This is a genomic window from Herbaspirillum sp. Sphag64 (genome assembly GCF_014192645.1).
Lineage (GTDB): Bacteria > Pseudomonadota > Gammaproteobacteria > Burkholderiales > Burkholderiaceae_D > Herbaspirillum.
Map to the genome: position 1 here is coordinate 157,108 of NZ_JACHYE010000006.1, position 17,191 is coordinate 174,298.

Genomic DNA, 17,191 nt, shown 5'->3' on the forward strand with positions numbered 1-17,191 from the left:
CTGGATTGCCCTTGTTATTTATGGCAGTTGCCAGGCAGAGATCATTCGTTAATTTTCATGGCTAGGTGCCAGATCAGAGTTCGGCGTGCAGACGCAGCGAGTAAATAGGGAAGGGCCCGCGGTCATGGTTGTAAGCGGGATTGACCACACGTTGATAGTCAAAAGTGAGTGTGATCTTCTTGGTTACTGCGAGCGCGTAATAAGCCTCGACGATTTTTTCCGGCGCGTAGTTCAGCGCGCCATCACCCACCAAAATGCCCATGCCACCGCTGGCAAAATAGGCCCGTGCATCTGAGGACAGATAATTGACGGCACCGGCCAGTCCAATGCGGTCATCCTCGCGGCCCCAGCGCTGGCCTTGCAACACGAAACCACCAGATACCGAGCGGTTGATGTCGGTGAATTCATAGGCTTCCTTCTTGCCGCCATTCCAGCCCAGACGGGCAAACGCACCAAGGTCACTGGTGAGTTCCTGTTCCAGGTTCAGCGTCACGCCAGGATTGGTGCTGTAATGGCGTACCTGTGCGGTGTCTGGCGTTGAACCGTTTGCCAGCGCTAGCGCAGTCGCATCACGATAACTCCCCATATCGCCCTGATTGACGAATGCCAGCAACTTGATCTTGCCGGGATGGTCGTTCCATTGGTAGCGACGTTCCAGCTCGGTAATAAAGCTATGGTTGCGCGGATGGAAGCCAGTGACCTTGCCGTTCGGGGTTGCAGACAGTTCGAATGCACCACCACGCAGTGTCCAGTTACCCTGATTCCACTCCACCGCGGCACCGTTGGTGAAGCCCCAAGAGTCTGCCGCGTAGTCAAACGAGCCTGAGTCAATGATTGACCAGTTCAGGAAGTCAGAACGGGGATCATGTGCATAAGTGTTGGTATCGAAGATGTCAACCACCGCGAAACGTCCTACGGTAATGACGACATTGTTGGTCGTGGTGTTACCGGCAAACTGGTTAGTACCTTCTTCTACCGTCTGCGCATCACCACCAAGGTTGATGGTTTGGCGCAGAAAGGCGCGAGGTAGTCGCAAGTAGGGTGTGTTTTGACCGACTTTGTAGGCTTCGCCGCTAGCGTAACCTGCCATACCCAGGGTATTGCTCAGGCCATAGCCCTGATCGTACTCAGGATTGATCCAGAATTCGGCACCATCCCACAGACGTCGACCAAGGAATAGCGTGACATCGGTCGTATTGCTGTTCTTGGCATTCGGATCCATGCTATTGGCGCCACTGTAAGGGGCATGAAATCCAGGATGCCATTGATTGACATAGGTGAATTGGCCATGCACGCTCCAGACATCATCGGTGATGGCTGTAGTGTCGGTTGTGCCAGCCTCAGCGGGTATGACAGCTAAATTGGATGCTTCTGCCATGGCATTGGCCGATAGCGTGCCTATGAACAAGGCAGAAAATGCAGACGCCAGCGGGAGAGTGATCTTTTTATATTGCAACATCAAAACCTCAGAATTTGATTGTGTTCTGAATCGGTAATATTTTTTTCAGCACATGCGCAGCGGCATGCCCCTTCAGGCATACGTGAAGCGGGCTAGTCGAACTGGCATCCCCGTGGCGTGGGGATGCCATCTATCACATTAGGAAGGAAACCCCAGGCACGCTGGCGTACCTGCAGTCTTACCGTCATCAGCGTGCAGCAAGATGACGACAAGAGAAATCTTGACGGACCTTGCTGTTACCGTGTCAGAAGTGATCTTCGACCACAACAACAGTCTGAGCTAGTGCCCACCAAAGGACTCCATAGATCAATCAAACCATCCTGAGTCATTGCCCTAAGCAATGTAAGGTGCGAGTGCCTAAATGAACTGCGTTACCAGCTGGACGAAGACTTTGTTGTCTGCACGCCATAGACACCGATGGCATTGCTGCCGGTGCGTCGTTGCGTACTGCGTCGGCCGTCGATTTGGGCCTCGACTGACGAGGCTGACCAGCCAAACTTCCAGTTGGAGGATTTTGGGGCAGTTTGTGCTGTTGCTGCCATTTGGAAGAACTTGGTTTTTTTCATAGCGATCCTCACAGTGAGAAGCTTTGTTGCTAACGAACGAAATTGCCAGCAATCAAGCCAGCGCTTTCAACGCATCCCCGACCGGTGCTACTGCAGGCACACCAGAATGGAGTATCGATAGACAAAGCATGAACCTCGCCTCTGCGAAGCAATTTCGCAAAGCGACAGCGACGACGCATGCCGACCAGTGAGCACGTGTGATAAATGCATACTCAGGCCAAATTTGCGTACGTCACGCAATGAAACAAACAAATCAGGGGGAAGGACAGAAAGAAAACGACAAACGTCGTTTAGGTGTCTGGAAAGACTGGTACCACAGCCATTGTCGCGGCTGTGGCAGAAAGAAAACTGCGGAGCTTAGACGATACTGGCTGGGGTCATTCCCCCGGTGCGTAAGTGACTACTGCAACTGTCCAAGATCAAACTCCATGTTTTTTCGATGCGCGAATTTTAGTTGCGCATGCAAATCTACGTCAAGCAAAAAAATGGTATTTCATCATTATTTTCTTGTTCATTGTTTATGACCTCAACTTGCTGCAAATGATGATTCAGCGAAAAAATAGTGGCATGATTGACATTATGTGTTTGTGTAACCTTAATGCCGAATTTTTTGTATAACCGCATCTCAGAATATCTACGGAGATGAGCGTTGTGAGCAAGATACGTTAGAGTATGAAATATGCAAGGTGAGCTTCTTTCCCACTTACCATATTGACAACGTAATTTGAAGAGAAAGACGAGCGCGGCAGATGAACGAGCGGGGTCGCTTCCTGAATGAGAAAACCTGTCAGGAAATGCCCGAGGGGACGATCTGTATTTTCAGATAATCTGTGCGACGAGAGGGATGGGACAATGAATATGAGGCTGCTGCGAAAAGATCACCAATGGAAGGTTGCGCATCTGCTCTTCGGTGCGCTGATTGCCTTTATCGGTGTTCTGGTCGTGTTTGGCGGCATTGGCTTTTTCTGGCTTGAGCAGGATTTTGAGCAAAAAGTGGTGCAGCCCTTGCTGGAAAGGGAGGTCAACCGGGTTCTGGATGGCTTCAAGGCAGAGTATCTGGCTGGCGGTATCTTTATCCGGCAGATTCAGGGCTTGCTCTCAGAGTCTCCTGTTGAGCTCAGCGGAGACTTAACGAATCTGTCCCGTTTTCTGGAGGCGCTGGCCAAACGCGAAAACGATGATGACCCACGCTTTTCCTACATTCAGTTCGGCAACAAGCAGGGGGAGGTGGTTGCACTGAACCTCAAAGGTGAGGGCAATCTCGACTTTTATGTACTGGATAGCCTTCATCGTGGCGGCCTGTATCACTATGATCGCCGTCCTGATGTACCCGGCGCGAAGCTGCTAGCCACAACCAAGGGTTACGACCCGCGCAAGCGCCCCTGGTACATCAATGCAACGGCTGAGTGCCCGATGGTCTCGCCGGTGTATTTCAGCATGGGAGCCGATGCACAATGGAATGCTTCCATCACATGCCCACTCGACCGCTCATCCAGAGAGGGTGGTGTGCTGGCGGTTGATGTCTCCACCAAGCGCCTGCAAAAAATTCTGGATGCGGCAATCCGGCAGTCCTTGATCTATGGCGTCTTTATTTTGGACGCTGAAGATAATGTCTTGCTCAAGTCCGAGCGGCTCAACGATAGTGACAAGACCTTTTTCATTGGCGCTGAAAACAGCAAAGCCAAATTCAATCCGCTGGTGCTGTCCAATCTGGCCACGCCGAATGCGGAATTTATCGATATCCATGTGCGTTCGCACGAACAATTCCTGTTGTATCAACAATCGTTGGCGGGGCTGGGTACCGACAATGACAGCTTTTCCAAATTTCGGGTTGTGGTGATTTCCTCGCGCAGCGAGATCTTTGCCGTACTCAATCATTTGTTCTGGCTCAGCGTATTTGCACTCATCCTGATCAGTCTGGGTGCCCTGGCATTGATCCGACTGTACCGTGCCAGCATTACCTTCCCGCTGATGCGCTTGCGTGATCAGGCCGAGAAGGTGGCTTCCGATGAAGTGGTTTCGGCACAGGAATTCAGTCGCCTTTACCTCAAAGGTGGCGCGATCGAAGAAATTGTCTCGGTGCAGGATGCTGTCAAAAAAATGGCGAACAGCCTGTTTTCACTTTACCAGGAACTACGCGACGTAGTGGACAAGGATGAGGAAAGTGGTCAGCTCAGCCTCATCGGTGCCACCAATCTGTTACAGAAGATGGAATGGTCTACCGCCACGGTAGCGGTCATCGAGATCAACAACTATGTCCAGCTCTCGGATACGCTCAACCGTGTTGCCATCCGCCACTTGTGGCGTAGTTTGTGTGAGCGCCTGCTGTCGTGCTGCGCGCATCTGCATGAAGAACATGTGTACTGCTATCGGCACAGCGACAGCCGTCTGGTGATTCTGATGTTCGGCCCGCAGGAAGAGCATCAGGGTGCACTCAACAAATTGCGCCGTGAATCCTCACCGGTGCTGACCACAGGCGCAGAAGAACAGGTGCGGGTATTCCTCAGTATCGGGGTGAGCTATTGTTCGCAAAGCGGCGAGACCGCGCTGGAAGACACGGTCTCCAATGCCGTGCTGGCTGTGCGTAGTGCGCAACTGGCCAACAATGGTGGCTATGCCGTGTTTGAATTATCCATGCTGGAAAAGGAAGCCCGCATTCAGGCCTTGTTGAACGCCATGGATTCCGCCGTGATCGAGCAGGAATTCAGCATGCACTACCAACCGATCTGTGATTTGCAGACCGGTGCCGTGTACGGCGTGGAAGCATTGATGCGCTGGAACTCGCCGACACTGGGCATGGTGCCGCCGTCGGAATTCATTCCGCTGGCTGAGCGCAGTGAACGCATTGCCATCTTCGGTGCATTGGCCCTGCGGCATGTGGCACGGGATATAGCACAACTGGCAAAAGAGGCTAATTTGCCAGAAGGATTCTCTGCCCACGTCAATGTATCGGCGCGTCAAATCATGCATGCGCATTTCTTCGAGCAAATCCGCGACATTGTCAGCGCCAACCAGCTGGCACCTCAGTACATCACGCTGGAACTGACCGAGAGTCTGCTCATCGACGATACCAATCACATGAAAGATCAGTTCAAGCGCATCAGTGACTACGGGTTCGGATTGTGTCTGGATGACTTTGGTACAGGCTATTCGTCCTTGTCGACGCTGCACAATTTCAATTTCAACTGCCTCAAGCTGGACCGCTCATTTGTCGTCCGCTCCACCGAGCAGGGACGTGCGGCAGCGGTGTTGCCAGCCATTGTCGGGATCGCCAGGCTTATGGGCATCACCTGCGTGGCCGAAGGGGTCGAGCTGGAAGCGCAAGCCGAGGTCCTGCGTGCAATGGGTTGTGAATACGTGCAAGGCTATCTGTTTGCCCGCCCAATGCCGTTCGCACAGCTCAAGCAATGGCTTGGAGAGTCGTTGGAACGTTATGTGACTGCCAAGGGATAATCTCTGATAAGCTGATTAACACCACTCACCAGCGGCGCAAACTGCAAGCTGGTGAGAGGACGTCACAAGTCTTCTGCTTAAATTTTCAGATCAAGCTTTCGACAGCAGCTGAAACAGTACGCTGCCAAGAAATACCCCGAAAGCACCGACAATACCCGTCAAAGTCGGCGGTGCAGGCAGTGGCAGGCGCAGCCACGAGAACAACACACCGACCGACAGGCCGGCACCGAGCGCAAGGATAGTCTGCATAAACGTCTCCGATTTGATGAAAAACTACGCTGCCACTGCAGGTGCCATGGCAGTGACTACGTCACAAAATTGCTTTACCTGGACACTAATGAAGTCGAGTGTGCTTGTGTCAGTCAGCTTGCCATCGGTGATTTTCTGACCCACGTGCGTGATGGCAATCTCACGCATTGGCACTAATTGGCACAGCATCGACGACAGCGTTTCGCGCAGTTGATACTGGGCGCGCACACCACCCAGTGCACCAGGCGAGATCGTGGCAAAGAACACTGGCTTGCCAATCATGCTGCTGGTGAACGCGGGGCGCGACAGCCAGTCAAGGGTGTTTTTGAGTACGCCAGGCAGACCGTGATTAAACTCCGGCGTGACGATCACCACCGCATCGCTTGCCTCGACCTCCGTTCGCGCCTGCGCGACAGCTTCCGGCAGCGCCTGATGTTCAACGTCTTCGTTGTAGTGAGGCAGACTGCCGATGTCGACCGTAGCGAATTCGCTGCCAGTCGGTAGTTCTGCGTACAGGGCATCGAGCACAATGCGCGAATACGATGCTGTGCGCAGGCTGCCCGCAATACCGACGATTTTTAAGGGGGATGTCATGTCAACTCCTATCAATACTTTGACCAACACGGTGAAAGCTTGCGTGTATTATAAGAAGAACATTTTGATTAATCTTTCGTGATTCTGCCACTTCATTGTCGGCATCTGCCGACTTGTTCAAGATGATTCATTCACCGAATTCACCGAAGTTATTGATTGTCGCCAGTATCATCAGCCACCATGCCGGGGTAAGTATCCCGCAACACGCCCATGCAACCGGCCAGTTATCCGTGGTCTTGCGCGGCACAATGACCGTCACCGGCGAGCGCGGGTGGTGGGTTGCCCCACCGGGGCTGGCGATCTGGCTGCCACCTGAGACACCGCACGCCGCCCGCTATAGTGAATCATCGTCCCTCATCAACGTGCTGTTTCAGCCGGGGACATCGCTATCGTTACCTACCCAATGCGGCCCTGTGGTGGTATCCGATCTATTGCGTGAACTGGCGCGTGAAGCTGCGAGGTTGAGCGTTGCCGATGACCTCGGCTCCTTGTCGCCGGCCAACGTCAGCGCGCTTGGATTGCTGGCGCAAGTCATGACGTTACAAATACAGCTTCCTAAGGCAGCGACATCCTTGTTTGTGCCGCACGGACGCGATAAACGCTTGCGGTACGTCATTGATCTGCTCCATCAAGATCCGGGTAGTTCGCTGACGCTGGAGGATTTCGCTGCCGAGGCGCATACCAGCTCACGTACGCTGGCACGATTGTTCGAGTCGGAGACCAGTATGACTTTCACCAGATGGCGTGAGCAGCTGCGCATTGTCTGTGCCGTTGATAGACTCACCCGTGGACGCTCGATCACGGATACCGCACTAGAGCTGGGTTACGCCAGCGCCAGCAGCTTCACTACGCTTTTTACGCGCTTACTCGGTATGCCGCCTAAAAAATATATGTGCCATCTGCATAATACTGGCGAGCAAAGGCCCGAATATCGGTAGTGAGATTTGCCGATGGCAATGTCATGAACCACAAAAAAACTTACTTTCGTGCTCAATCATCCGTCGTTGCCGCACCACGGTTGAACGTGTCATGCGGGCATTGATTCGGCATAATTTGAGACACTAAAATCAGTGGCTCGCCAAAGTTCGCTCCTTTGTCAGAGACATCCTCTTCACCTTCACTAGCCCACGAGGTGTATTCATGAAAACCGTTGTGATCATTTTTTCAGATCCGCTCAGCGGATCCGATGAGGCCCTTGGCCGCATGTTTAATGGACTATTCCTGACGCGTGCACTTAAGGACAAACGGCAAGACGTGACGCTGCTGTTTCAGGGTGCTGGAGCACGCTGGCCAGAGTTGCTGTCAAAATCGGATCATCCGGCACATGCACTGTACCGTTCAGTCACTGATCAGGCGATTGTGTGTGGTGGTTGCGCCGATGTTTTCAGCGCAACGAAGGGCGTCGAAGCGTTAGGGATTCCGGAGGTCCGGGAGCGGGCAATGATCGGCACCACCGGGGTGGTTGATCTGTCGCGTTACCTTGATGAAGGCGCGCGACTGGTGACGTTTTGAACCTGCTCCAGGTTGCTGCTGGCATAAAAAATCGGGTCCGTTAAAACGGACCCGATTTATGTACGCGTTGCCGGTTACTCTTTGATTACAGGCCCTGGAGTTTCCCATTACTACCTGAATGTGGGTTAACAGAGTCAGCACGGAGTTTTGAGGCGTCAACGGCACCGTTGCCAATACTGCTGAAGTGCACCGTTTCAGCAGTGCCTGATACCTCCATTTGATCAATGCCATCATTGTTCAGCGTAATTTTTCTTCTGGTTCAAAGCGGCTTTCACATGCCCTGTTACCGAATTGTTGACACTATCGATGCTAGCCAAGTTGGCTCAAAGGTCCGTTTCTGCAAACTGGCAAGCTTGCCCCCTGCAAGCTAGGATTTAGTTGCATTCACGAGAGTACTTTCATTTACTATCATCTCATTTGTACTGTTGCGATAGAGACTCTCGTTTGTGACGGTTATGGTAATGTGGTTAAAACCATTAGTTTGGTAGGTCTGTCCGTTGATAGTAGCGCGAAGGTATGTCCCCGCCGTGGTCCCCGCCGTGGTCACCTCCGCGACGGCTTTTCCGATATAGTTCGCGGGTTCCCGGGGGCTATCGGGCGCTGTAGGAAACCTAGCAGCGTTTCCATTTTTCACTTGTCTGAGTGACCTACTAAATTGACCCTTATCTACCATTTGTTTCTGTGACTCATCGTAACTTGGCGGCGAATCATTCTTAGGCGGCGCGCTGGGAGTTTGAGTTACGGGGACCGCTAGGGGTTTGTTCGCGTCCATAGGAGCAACCTTTTAATTCTCATTGAGGGACAATCATCTTGTGCGGCACGAAGGTTGTTAGCAATCAACTATCGAACATTACAGCTCTCTCCATTCTTCTCCCAACCCGATAAGCCTCACGCAGTATCTGGCAACCGGAACACTGCCAACTCATCGGCTGTGCACTGTCCGATGAGTGCCGTCTCCCACGCCAGATAATCACGCGCGGCCTCAAGATTGCCTTCGTGCCGGTCATGCACGAAGAACAGGTAATCAATACGCTCAGCGTCATCCGGCAAGGCAGACTCTTTTTGCGTACGCAAACCAGCATGCACCAGCGCCGAGATGCCATATAGCCATTCCACCCGCTGCACGCCCGCCTGCCGCAGATCCTGAGCGGCAAGCTTGGCGACTTTAGCGGAGTCAGCAATCAGTACCACCGTTTCTGGCCTGATGCTCTGGGCTGCCAGCCACTGCGGCAGACGCGGACGTATCGACCATGGTACGCCAGCGATATGCTCGCGTCGGTAGGCTGCGCTGCTGCGGATGTCGAGTAGCGCTAGTTTGCCTTGTTGGAACAGGCTGGCCACCAGCGGCCCACTCGCCACCGGCAGGCAGGCGACCGAGTCAGGTAGTGCTGATACACGGATTGCCGTCGCGATCCCGTGTTCCAGAATCGCCACCTCGAATCCAAGTTGATATAGCCAGCTGGCCACGACCGGAGCACGCACTTGCTCATGATCAAGCAAAATCAGCCGGCTATTGCGCACGCCGAGATACTGATCCGTCGCCTGAATCAATTGTCCACCCGGTGCATGACTGGCGCCAGGTAGGGTTTTCTCCCGGTATTCCTGCTCCGAGCGGATATCAAAGACAAAGGTGCTACGTGCCTGATCGTCCAGCCATGCCTGTGCCTGTGATGCTGTCAGCACCGGGATATTGAAGCGCTGACGGAGGGTTTCTGCGCTCGCACGTTCCTGCGCAAGCGCTGTGTCGGCGACGTGCTCTGGATAGCGGCTGCGACTGCCATGTTCAAGCGACAGCCCAGCTAGCGTCCAGCCTTGCGTGCCATTCTCCAGCGCCAGCACCGGATTGGGCAGCTGCAGATTGCGCAGTGTCTGCGCGCCGAGAATACTGCGGGTACGTCCGGCGCAATTGATCACGACCGGTGTATTTGCGTCAACAGCGGCCTGTTCCAGTACATCGTTGATGCGGTAGGGCAGTTCGCCGTTGGGGCAAGCGACGGAACCTGGAATTGTCATCTTGTGATGCTCGTCAACGGTACGACCATCCAGCAACACATACGGCCGCCCGGACTGCCGCCAACGATCCAGTTCTGTCGCACTGATGTGCGGCGTATGGTAAGCATGTTCGACCAGTTCGCCAAAAGTCTTGGACGGTACATTGACGCCCTTGAAGAGCTGGTAACCAGCCGCTACCCAGCCTGCGTTACCCTGCGCCAGCACCTGCACGCGGGTGTAGCCGAGTGTCTCCAGTCGTTGCGCCGCCTGTTCCGCCACCCCCTCTCCATCATCGGTCAGCACTACGCGCACCGACTTGCGCGGTGCCAGCCGTATGACATCAATTTCCAGGCGACTGTAGGGCAGGGGAACAGCGAAAAACAAATGCCCCTCACCAAACTGGCCTGCTTCACGGACATCAAACAGCGCAATTTCATTGCCGTCCTGTAGCCAGTGCTTGAGGGTTGCTGCGGAGATCGTATCGGACATGATGGAAACAGGTAGAAAGTAAAAGGAAGTCAGGCTTGCGACAACTGCAAGGCGCGTGACAGGTCATCAATCAGGTCATGGACGTTTTCCAGCCCGACATGCAGGCGCACTACCGGGGCCGGATGGCTGAAATAACTATGCTCAGCCAGACGTTCAGGTGCTGCAAGCTGCACCAGACTCTCATAACCACCCCAGGAAGCACCGATGGCAAACAGTGTTAGCGCATCAATAAAAGCGCGTGCACGGTCTTGATCCGGATGCTTGAAGGAAAATGACAGCAAGCCGTTGGCGCCGCTGAAATCGCGTCGCCACAATGCATGTCCGGGATCGTCCGGTAACGCCGGATAGAACACCTGCCGCACCAGCGGATGTGCCTGCAGATAGTGCGCCACCTGCAAGGCACTGGCCTGATGCTGCGCCAGTCTCACTGCCAGTGTGCGGACACCGCGCAGCGACAGATAGGCATCGTCGGCGCTGATGGTCAGGCCGAGGCTGTCATAGGTCAGCGCAATGCGTTGCGCCAATGCGGCGTCATTGACCACCACTGCGCCCTGCATCACGTCCGAGTGACCCGAGATGTATTTGGTCGCCGCCAGCACCGATACGTGCGCACCCAGCCGTAAGGGCTGGTACAGGTAACCGGAGCCCCAGGTGTTGTCGGTCGCCAGTACCAGATTGTGCTCTCGTGCAATGGCTGCCAGCGCTGGCAGATCCAGAATTTCATAGAGCAGCGAGCTTGGCGATTCCACGTAGAGCAATTTGGTTTCCGCACGGATCAATTGCGCAACATCGTCCTGGCCCGGCGAAAAATAGCGGAGCCGTATGCCCAGACGCTGTAGCAACTCCCGATCCACACGACGCAAGGGTGAATACACACTGTCAGCGACCAATGCCTCCTCACCCGGCGACAGCAGGGCAAGCAACGTCAGCGTGATGGCCGATAGCCCAGAGGGTGTGAGGAAGGTACGCGAGCCACCTTCCAGTGTATTGATCGCCTGCTCCAGCGCACGATGGGTCTCCAAACCATGACGGCCATACGCGCTCACCAGCTCGCCACCTGCGCGTCGCTGATGGATATCGTCATAGGTGTGCGTATCCGCAAAGCGCACGGTGCTGGTCCGGACCACTGGCACATTGATCGGGCCAGATCCATCCCGCAGCGACGGTGTACCAGCGTGAATCAGTTGCGTCTGGAGATGCTGACTCATGCGGCTTTTTCAGCCTTGTTGAAGAAGGTCTGGTTGTAGTTGACGATGCGACCTGTCTCAGGGTCGATGCCGATACGACCGGTGAGGGTATCGAGCGGCCGACCGTAGAGGTGGAAATGCAAAGTTGGTTGATCGCCCTGCACATGAATGCTGTGAATGTCATCGGCCAGGAAGCTGATCGGTGTACCCGGTTGCACCGTCAGTTCACGCACCAGCTTGAGATCGGCCTGTTCCGGGTTACTGCCATCGTCGACACGTTGATAGACCCGGTTAAGTTCCTGACCGGTCACCGCCACAATCACCGCCCAGGTGGTGTGGTTATGCGGCACCGTGGTCTTGCCCGGAATGATGGAGTTGAGATACAGCGCGATATCGTATTTATCCGTTTCCGCACCTTCGTGATTGAGGTAATAGCGCGTCGAGGTCGAGCCACTCTCGGGCTGTGGTGGCGGAAAGTCGCTGAAACTGAACAGTTCGGGCTGTGCCGCCAACTTTTGCAACTCTGCCGTGATCGCCTCCAGCGAAGCACGGGTCACGCCTTGACGTTGTTCGATTTCACGGATGGCTGCCAGGCTGGCAGTAACGGCTGCGGTGCGTTGGTTCTGGATGCTCATGATCAATCCTGGGGAAAAAGTGAAGGAGAAATTTGTCGTTAAAATTGGTCTTGAATTCAGACCGAAAACGACAGACTGTTGAAATCGATCGGCGCAAAACTGTTTTTAACCTGGCGTCGGTCATTGTTGAGTGCGCGGTGCAAAAAGCTGCGTGTACGCTCGTTGTCCGGCTGGCTAAAGAGCCGATAGGCCGGGCCATGTTCGACGATACGGCCAGCCTCGACAAAATAAATCTCATCGCTGACTTCCTCGGCAAAGCGCATTTCATGTGTGACCAGCACACAGGTCATGCCATCCTGCACCAGTTCACGGATCACGGTCAGCACTTCGCCGACCATTTCCGGGTCCAGCGCCGAGGTCACTTCATCAAACAGGATTAGCTCTGGCCGCATTGCCAGGGCACGGGCGATGGCCACACGTTGTTGCTGGCCGCCCGACAGTTCGCCCGGATAAGCATCTGCCTTGCCCTCCAGCCTCACGCGCTCCAGCAACTCCAGCGCAGTGCGACGGGCGGTATTCTTGTCTTGGCCGAGGATTCGGGTCGGTGCGATGACCAGGTTCTCCAGTACGCTTAAATGGGGAAACAGGTTGTACTGCTGAAACACAAAACCGACCCGTTGCCGCAATGCGGTCAGTTGTGCCTCCGAGCGCAGCGCACGGATATCCGTCCCGCCGAGTTCAATCTCACCACTTTGCGGGCGCAGCAGACCCGTCACGCAGCGCAGGATGGTCGACTTGCCCGAACCCGAAGGACCAATGATGGACACCGCCTGACCACGTTGAACCGTCAGGTCAATGCCCCTGAGGATATGGTTTTGTCCCAGTGTCAGATGTACGTCCTGCAACTTCACCAATGTCTGGCTGGCGGCGGACGGGGAGTTTGCTGTGCTTGATTCAGAGGAAGGCATATTTCTTTTCCAGATAGTGCGTAAAACGGGAAATCGGGTAGCAATACACAAAAAACAGCAGCAAGGTAGCGAGATAGATCGCCACCGTGAAATCGACACGATTAACGGTCGTGCTGGCAATTTGTGCAGTGTCGAGCAGATCCTGCACACCCACCAATGACGCCAGCGAGGTGCCCATGGTGATGGTCGCGTACAGATTCATCCATGAAGGCAACATGCGACGCAGGCACTGCGGCAGAATCACCCAGCGCAGAATCTGGATACGCCGGAACGCCAGCGAGTTCGCCGCTTCCCATTGTGCCGAGGGGATCGAGGCAATCGCGCCACGGAAGATTTCGGCGACATTGGCACTAGCCGGCAAGGCCAGCCCCAGCGTGACCTTGAGCCAGTCGGGGAAGGCCAGATGCAGGCTGCCGAGATTGATCTCAAAGGGAAACACATAGGTCGCAAAATAGATCAGGATCAGCATCGGCGCATTACGAAAGGTCTGCACATACCAGCGTGCCAGCAAGCCAACCAGCGGCTGCGATGACAATTGCAGGGAGCCGATCACCAGCCCGGCAAGCGTACCGATCGCAATCGCTGCCACGCTGATATAAATATTGGCGAGCATGCCCCACAGCAGTGCCGGTGACCAGCGCAGCAGCTGACCGGCTAATGAAGCCTCTGAGACATGATTGGACAGCGACAACAGCACGGCCACCAACAGCAATAGCGTCAGTACCAGTGCCAGGATCGCGCCGCGCGCAATGCTTTGGCGCCGTAAATGCGACCACAGGATGAGGTGGCGTCCACCAGGGATGCTATCGGCCATAACCGGGAATCCTCAAAGCAAGTTCCAGACGCTTGCCTGCCAGCGTTACCAGCCAGGTCAGCGCCCCAAAGAAGGCCAGCATCAGCAGCATCAGCTCCAGCACGTTATCGCGCTGGGTCCAGATCATGATAGATTGGTAGGTCACATCACCGACCGCGATGGCCGAAGCGATCGTCGTCATCTTGACCAGATCGACCAGATTATTGATCAGGCTGGGCAAGGCAAAGCGGGTTGCCAATGGCAGTTGCACCAGCCACAGCAAACGGCGCCGCGAAAAGCCCAGCGATGCCGCCGCCTCCAGCGTCACTGCCGGAACGGCCTGTAAACCGGCACGTAGCGACTCCGCATGGAACGCACCCTTGTGCAGCGAAATCACAATCACGACCCAGACAAACGGCGTCAGCGGATTGCTGCCCGTGGATTTGAGCGCCTCAGTGATGAGCATGTTGAGTACCAGAAACGCACAATACAATTGCACCAGCGTCGGCGTGTTGCGGGTCAGTTCGACAAACGCGCGCGCCGCCCATGCCAGCCAGCCATGCCGGGAGATCAGCAGCGCTGCCAGCAACACGCCAGCCACCAGACTGAAGACGATGGTCAGCAGCGAGAGCTCGACTGTGACCACCACCCCGTGCAAAAACGCGGTGCGTTCCTCCACCGCCAGCAAAAAATCGTAATTGAGGCCAACCGTCTTGAGCGCGGTGACCGCCACCTTGAGCCATTGATCCATCGCGGTGACTTAGCCCTTGCCAAACTTTGCATGCAACTCCACCAGCGCCGGCGAAGGTGGCGTGATATTGAGGCTCTTTTCAGTCGCAATCAGCCAGCCGCTCTTGTGCCAGCCAATCACGATCTTGTCGATTGCCGCCACCGTATCCTGTTCGCCCTTACGCGCCCAGACCACCGAATTGCCGGGGATGAGTTCCGGCGACAGGGTGCGATAGTCCTTCCAGTCCGCACTGTCGTTGACCAGCGGATTGAGCAGGATGCCATCATGCACGGCCGCCACGCAATTACCTCCACGCAGCGCCAGCAGCGACTCAGAGGCGCTCTTGAAGCCCTTCACCGAAGCGCCGTATTCAGTCGTCAGCGGCTTGGCGTAATTACTTCCTTGTGACAGGCAGACTTCCTTGCCACGCAAATCTTCCCAACGCTGGATGTTGCTGCTCTTGAGCAGGATCGCCGTACCGCCGACCTTGTAGAACGGCGTCGGCGCGAAGGACAGAATCTCATTGCGCTCCGGGGTCCATTCCATGCCAGCAATCAGAATGTCGACCTTGCCTTGTTGCAGCAATTGAACCCGGTTCGACGGTTGCACCTGGACCGTTTCCAGATCGACACCCAACTGGCGGGCGATATCATGTGCCAGCGCGACATTCCAGCCGACCGGCTTCTGTGTGGCTGGATCAATCGAGCCAAACGGCCCACCGGCCAGTAACACGCCAACCACAATGCGGTGACGGTTTTTGATCTTGTCCAGTGTGGCATCGGCGTGGGCCGTGCCAGACAACGCGGCGCTCAGCGACAGCAGCGCCACGGTAGTGCGTAAAAAGGAACGGCTAGAGCGCGGGAGAAAAGTAGGTTTCTTGGAGATCATGGGGCAGGGTAGATGGTGTTCAAATAACGATGGAATGTGTTCGCCGTGAAGTGGCACGACCTGCTACTGTAACGAGCATCTGCTCCAACAGAAAACGAATAAAAAACCATATTCATATGCGCAAGTCGGATATCACGATGACGGTAAGGTGGAGGAGTCAAGGGTGCCGGCCAATTGTTCTGTGTGCTCGACGTTCTTGCCGCTGGTCATTACACGGCGGTGAGCGACACGCACCCGACGTGCGGCAATTGCCGCTGGCTGCCAATGACGCCCGGCCCAGCCAGCCAACTGCTCCAGTGCCGAGCACAACAGGAAGTAAATCACGCCGACAAACAGGAAAATCTCCGCCGGATAGACCATCAGCCGGCTGTTCACCTGCGACGCCACAAACGACAGTTCACCAACCCCGACGATATAGGCCAGTGAGCTATCCTTGACCAGGGTCACCCACTGGTTCACAAACGACGGCAGCATGATCTGTAGCGCTTGCGGCAGCACGATATAGCGCAGCACCTGCAAGCGCGGCAGCCCCAGTGATAATCCGGCTTCCCACTGTCCGGCGCGAATCCCGGCAATGCCTGCTGCCACCGCATGCGACAGATAGGCTGCGCTCACCAGCGACAAGGCCAACATCACCGACAGCACCCCGGGGACGTCGATGCCAAACGCAATCGGCAGCAGAAAATACGTCCAGAAAATCAGCATCAACACCGGAATCGCCCGGAAAAATCCCAGCACCAATGTCAACAGCTTGTGCCAGATGCCGCTGCCCACACCAAGCAGCACGCCAAACAGCAAGCCCAGCAGCGCCGACAAGACCGCCGATCCGGCGCTGAGCATCACGGTCAGCGCCGCACCACCAAGCGGCCCATCGGGATAGTTGCCCCACAACAGATAGGGCAGGTTATCGAGCAAGACAGAAAGATCCATCAGCCGCGACCTCCCTTGGCATAGCGTGCCGGTCCGGCATGCAACTGGTAATAGCCGACGCTCTCGATCACGGCAACGGCGGCGATATACAGGAAGGTGGCGACTGCAAATGCCTGAAATGCCAAAAAGGTCTCGGACTCCACCTGCCGCGAGGTGTACGACAGCTCGGCCAGACCGATACCCATCGTCAGCGAGGTGTTCTTCAGAATGTTCATGTACTGGCCCAGCAGCGAAGGCAAGGCAATACGCACTGCCTGTGGCAACACGATGAAGCGTAATACCTGCACCCGGGTCAGGCCCAGCGCAGCAGCGGCGATCGATTGACTGAGCGGCACGCCACGGATGCCGGAACGGATCTCTTCACTCAGATAGGCCGTCGAATAGCACACCATGCCGCATAAGGCCGCCAGCATCTCAAAGGACGGCCAGCGCACTGAAAACAAGCCTGCCACCGATAACACATGATCCGCATTGAGCCACGCCATCAACCCCTCAGGGAACAGACTGGGCAAACCGAAATACCAGAACAGCAGTTGCACCAGCAACGGCGTATTGCGAAACAGGGAGGTATAGGCTGCTGCCGGTAACCAAAAGACGCGTTGCGTGGTGGAGCGCGCGGCGGCCAGTATCAGGCCAAACAGCGTTGACAGTACAGCTACCAGTAAGGTCAGCAGTAACGTGACCTGAAAGCCCTGCCACATCCAGAGCAGATATTTAGGCGCCAGCAGGTGATCAGTAAGAAATTGGGCAAACATGCAGCATCAGACTAAAAAGAAAAAGCGGCCAGCACCGAGCCGGCCGCCTTT

16 protein-coding genes are annotated in these 17,191 nt (G+C 55.4%); 3 read left to right on the plus strand and 13 right to left on the minus strand.

Annotated features, from left to right (window positions below; all coding sequences use genetic code 11):
- Nucleotides 1-73: 73 nt before the first annotated feature.
- Both FHW66_RS12055 and FHW66_RS12060 read right to left on the minus strand, forming a co-directional pair.
- Entirely contained in the window at nucleotides 74-1,459 is a 1,386-nt protein-coding gene (locus tag FHW66_RS12055) for a carbohydrate porin (RefSeq protein ID WP_255458940.1), read from the minus strand.
- Between the two features lie 371 nt (nucleotides 1,460-1,830).
- Nucleotides 1,831-2,025, minus strand: coding sequence for a hypothetical protein (locus tag FHW66_RS12060; protein ID WP_183380044.1), 195 nt, complete (start codon nucleotides 2,023-2,025; stop codon nucleotides 1,831-1,833).
- Between the two features lie 852 nt (nucleotides 2,026-2,877).
- Here FHW66_RS12060 and FHW66_RS12065 point away from each other — a divergent pair.
- Nucleotides 2,878-5,478 (plus strand): EAL domain-containing protein, encoded by a 2,601-nt coding sequence (locus tag FHW66_RS12065; protein ID WP_183380045.1) that lies wholly within the window; start codon nucleotides 2,878-2,880, stop codon nucleotides 5,476-5,478.
- A 90-nt stretch (nucleotides 5,479-5,568) separates the two neighbouring features.
- Here FHW66_RS12065 and FHW66_RS12070 read toward each other — a convergent pair whose 3' ends face one another.
- Both FHW66_RS12070 and FHW66_RS12075 read right to left on the minus strand, forming a co-directional pair.
- On the minus strand, nucleotides 5,569-5,727 hold the full coding sequence (locus FHW66_RS12070; RefSeq protein WP_183380046.1) for a XapX domain-containing protein: 159 nt from the start codon (nucleotides 5,725-5,727) through the stop codon (nucleotides 5,569-5,571).
- Nucleotides 5,728-5,751: 24 nt separating this feature from the next.
- Complete coding sequence (locus FHW66_RS12075) at nucleotides 5,752-6,321, minus strand: NADPH-dependent FMN reductase (protein ID WP_183380047.1); 570 nt, start codon at nucleotides 6,319-6,321, stop codon at nucleotides 5,752-5,754.
- A 122-nt stretch (nucleotides 6,322-6,443) separates the two neighbouring features.
- On the opposite strand from FHW66_RS12075, the gene FHW66_RS12080 reads away from it, so the two are divergent.
- Nucleotides 6,444-7,259, plus strand: a complete 816-nt coding sequence (locus FHW66_RS12080; protein WP_183380048.1) for a helix-turn-helix transcriptional regulator — start codon at nucleotides 6,444-6,446, stop codon at nucleotides 7,257-7,259.
- A 202-nt stretch (nucleotides 7,260-7,461) separates the two neighbouring features.
- Complete coding sequence (locus FHW66_RS12085; protein WP_183380049.1) at nucleotides 7,462-7,833, plus strand: DsrE family protein; 372 nt, start codon at nucleotides 7,462-7,464, stop codon at nucleotides 7,831-7,833.
- A gap of 888 nt (nucleotides 7,834-8,721) precedes the next feature.
- Here FHW66_RS12085 and FHW66_RS12090 read toward each other — a convergent pair.
- The 9 genes from FHW66_RS12090 to FHW66_RS12130 all read right to left on the minus strand — a co-directional run bounded on the left by FHW66_RS12090 (nucleotide 8,722) and on the right by FHW66_RS12130 (nucleotide 17,140).
- Complete coding sequence (locus tag FHW66_RS12090; protein WP_183380050.1) at nucleotides 8,722-10,314, minus strand: rhodanese-like domain-containing protein; 1,593 nt, start codon at nucleotides 10,312-10,314, stop codon at nucleotides 8,722-8,724.
- A 29-nt stretch (nucleotides 10,315-10,343) separates the two neighbouring features.
- The gene (metC, locus tag FHW66_RS12095) at nucleotides 10,344-11,522 is read right to left on the minus strand and encodes a cystathionine beta-lyase (RefSeq protein ID WP_183380051.1); all 1,179 of its coding nucleotides are present in this window, start codon (nucleotides 11,520-11,522) and stop codon (nucleotides 10,344-10,346) included.
- Nucleotides 11,519-12,136, minus strand: coding sequence for a cysteine dioxygenase family protein (locus tag FHW66_RS12100; RefSeq protein ID WP_183380052.1), 618 nt, complete (start codon nucleotides 12,134-12,136; stop codon nucleotides 11,519-11,521). Before FHW66_RS12100 ends, metC begins: the two co-directional genes overlap by 4 nt.
- 56 nt (nucleotides 12,137-12,192) lie before the next feature.
- Nucleotides 12,193-13,044 carry an amino acid ABC transporter ATP-binding protein gene (locus FHW66_RS12105; RefSeq protein ID WP_183380053.1) on the minus strand — a complete coding sequence of 284 codons (852 nt, stop codon included), beginning with the start codon at nucleotides 13,042-13,044 and terminating at the stop codon, nucleotides 12,193-12,195.
- Nucleotides 13,031-13,858, minus strand: a complete 828-nt coding sequence (locus FHW66_RS12110; protein WP_183380054.1) for an amino acid ABC transporter permease — start codon at nucleotides 13,856-13,858, stop codon at nucleotides 13,031-13,033. The genes FHW66_RS12105 and FHW66_RS12110 overlap by 14 nt, the downstream gene beginning before the upstream one ends.
- Nucleotides 13,848-14,588 (minus strand): amino acid ABC transporter permease, encoded by a 741-nt coding sequence (locus tag FHW66_RS12115; protein ID WP_183380055.1) that lies wholly within the window; start codon nucleotides 14,586-14,588, stop codon nucleotides 13,848-13,850. Before FHW66_RS12115 ends, FHW66_RS12110 begins: the two co-directional genes overlap by 11 nt.
- 9 nt (nucleotides 14,589-14,597) lie before the next feature.
- Nucleotides 14,598-15,455, minus strand: a complete 858-nt coding sequence (locus tag FHW66_RS12120; RefSeq protein WP_183380056.1) for a transporter substrate-binding domain-containing protein — start codon at nucleotides 15,453-15,455, stop codon at nucleotides 14,598-14,600.
- A gap of 132 nt (nucleotides 15,456-15,587) precedes the next feature.
- Complete coding sequence (locus tag FHW66_RS12125) at nucleotides 15,588-16,385, minus strand: amino acid ABC transporter permease (RefSeq protein ID WP_183380057.1); 798 nt, start codon at nucleotides 16,383-16,385, stop codon at nucleotides 15,588-15,590.
- Nucleotides 16,385-17,140, minus strand: a complete 756-nt coding sequence (locus FHW66_RS12130; RefSeq protein ID WP_183380058.1) for an amino acid ABC transporter permease — start codon at nucleotides 17,138-17,140, stop codon at nucleotides 16,385-16,387. The genes FHW66_RS12125 and FHW66_RS12130 overlap by 1 nt, the downstream gene beginning before the upstream one ends.
- Nucleotides 17,141-17,191: the final 51 nt, after the last annotated feature.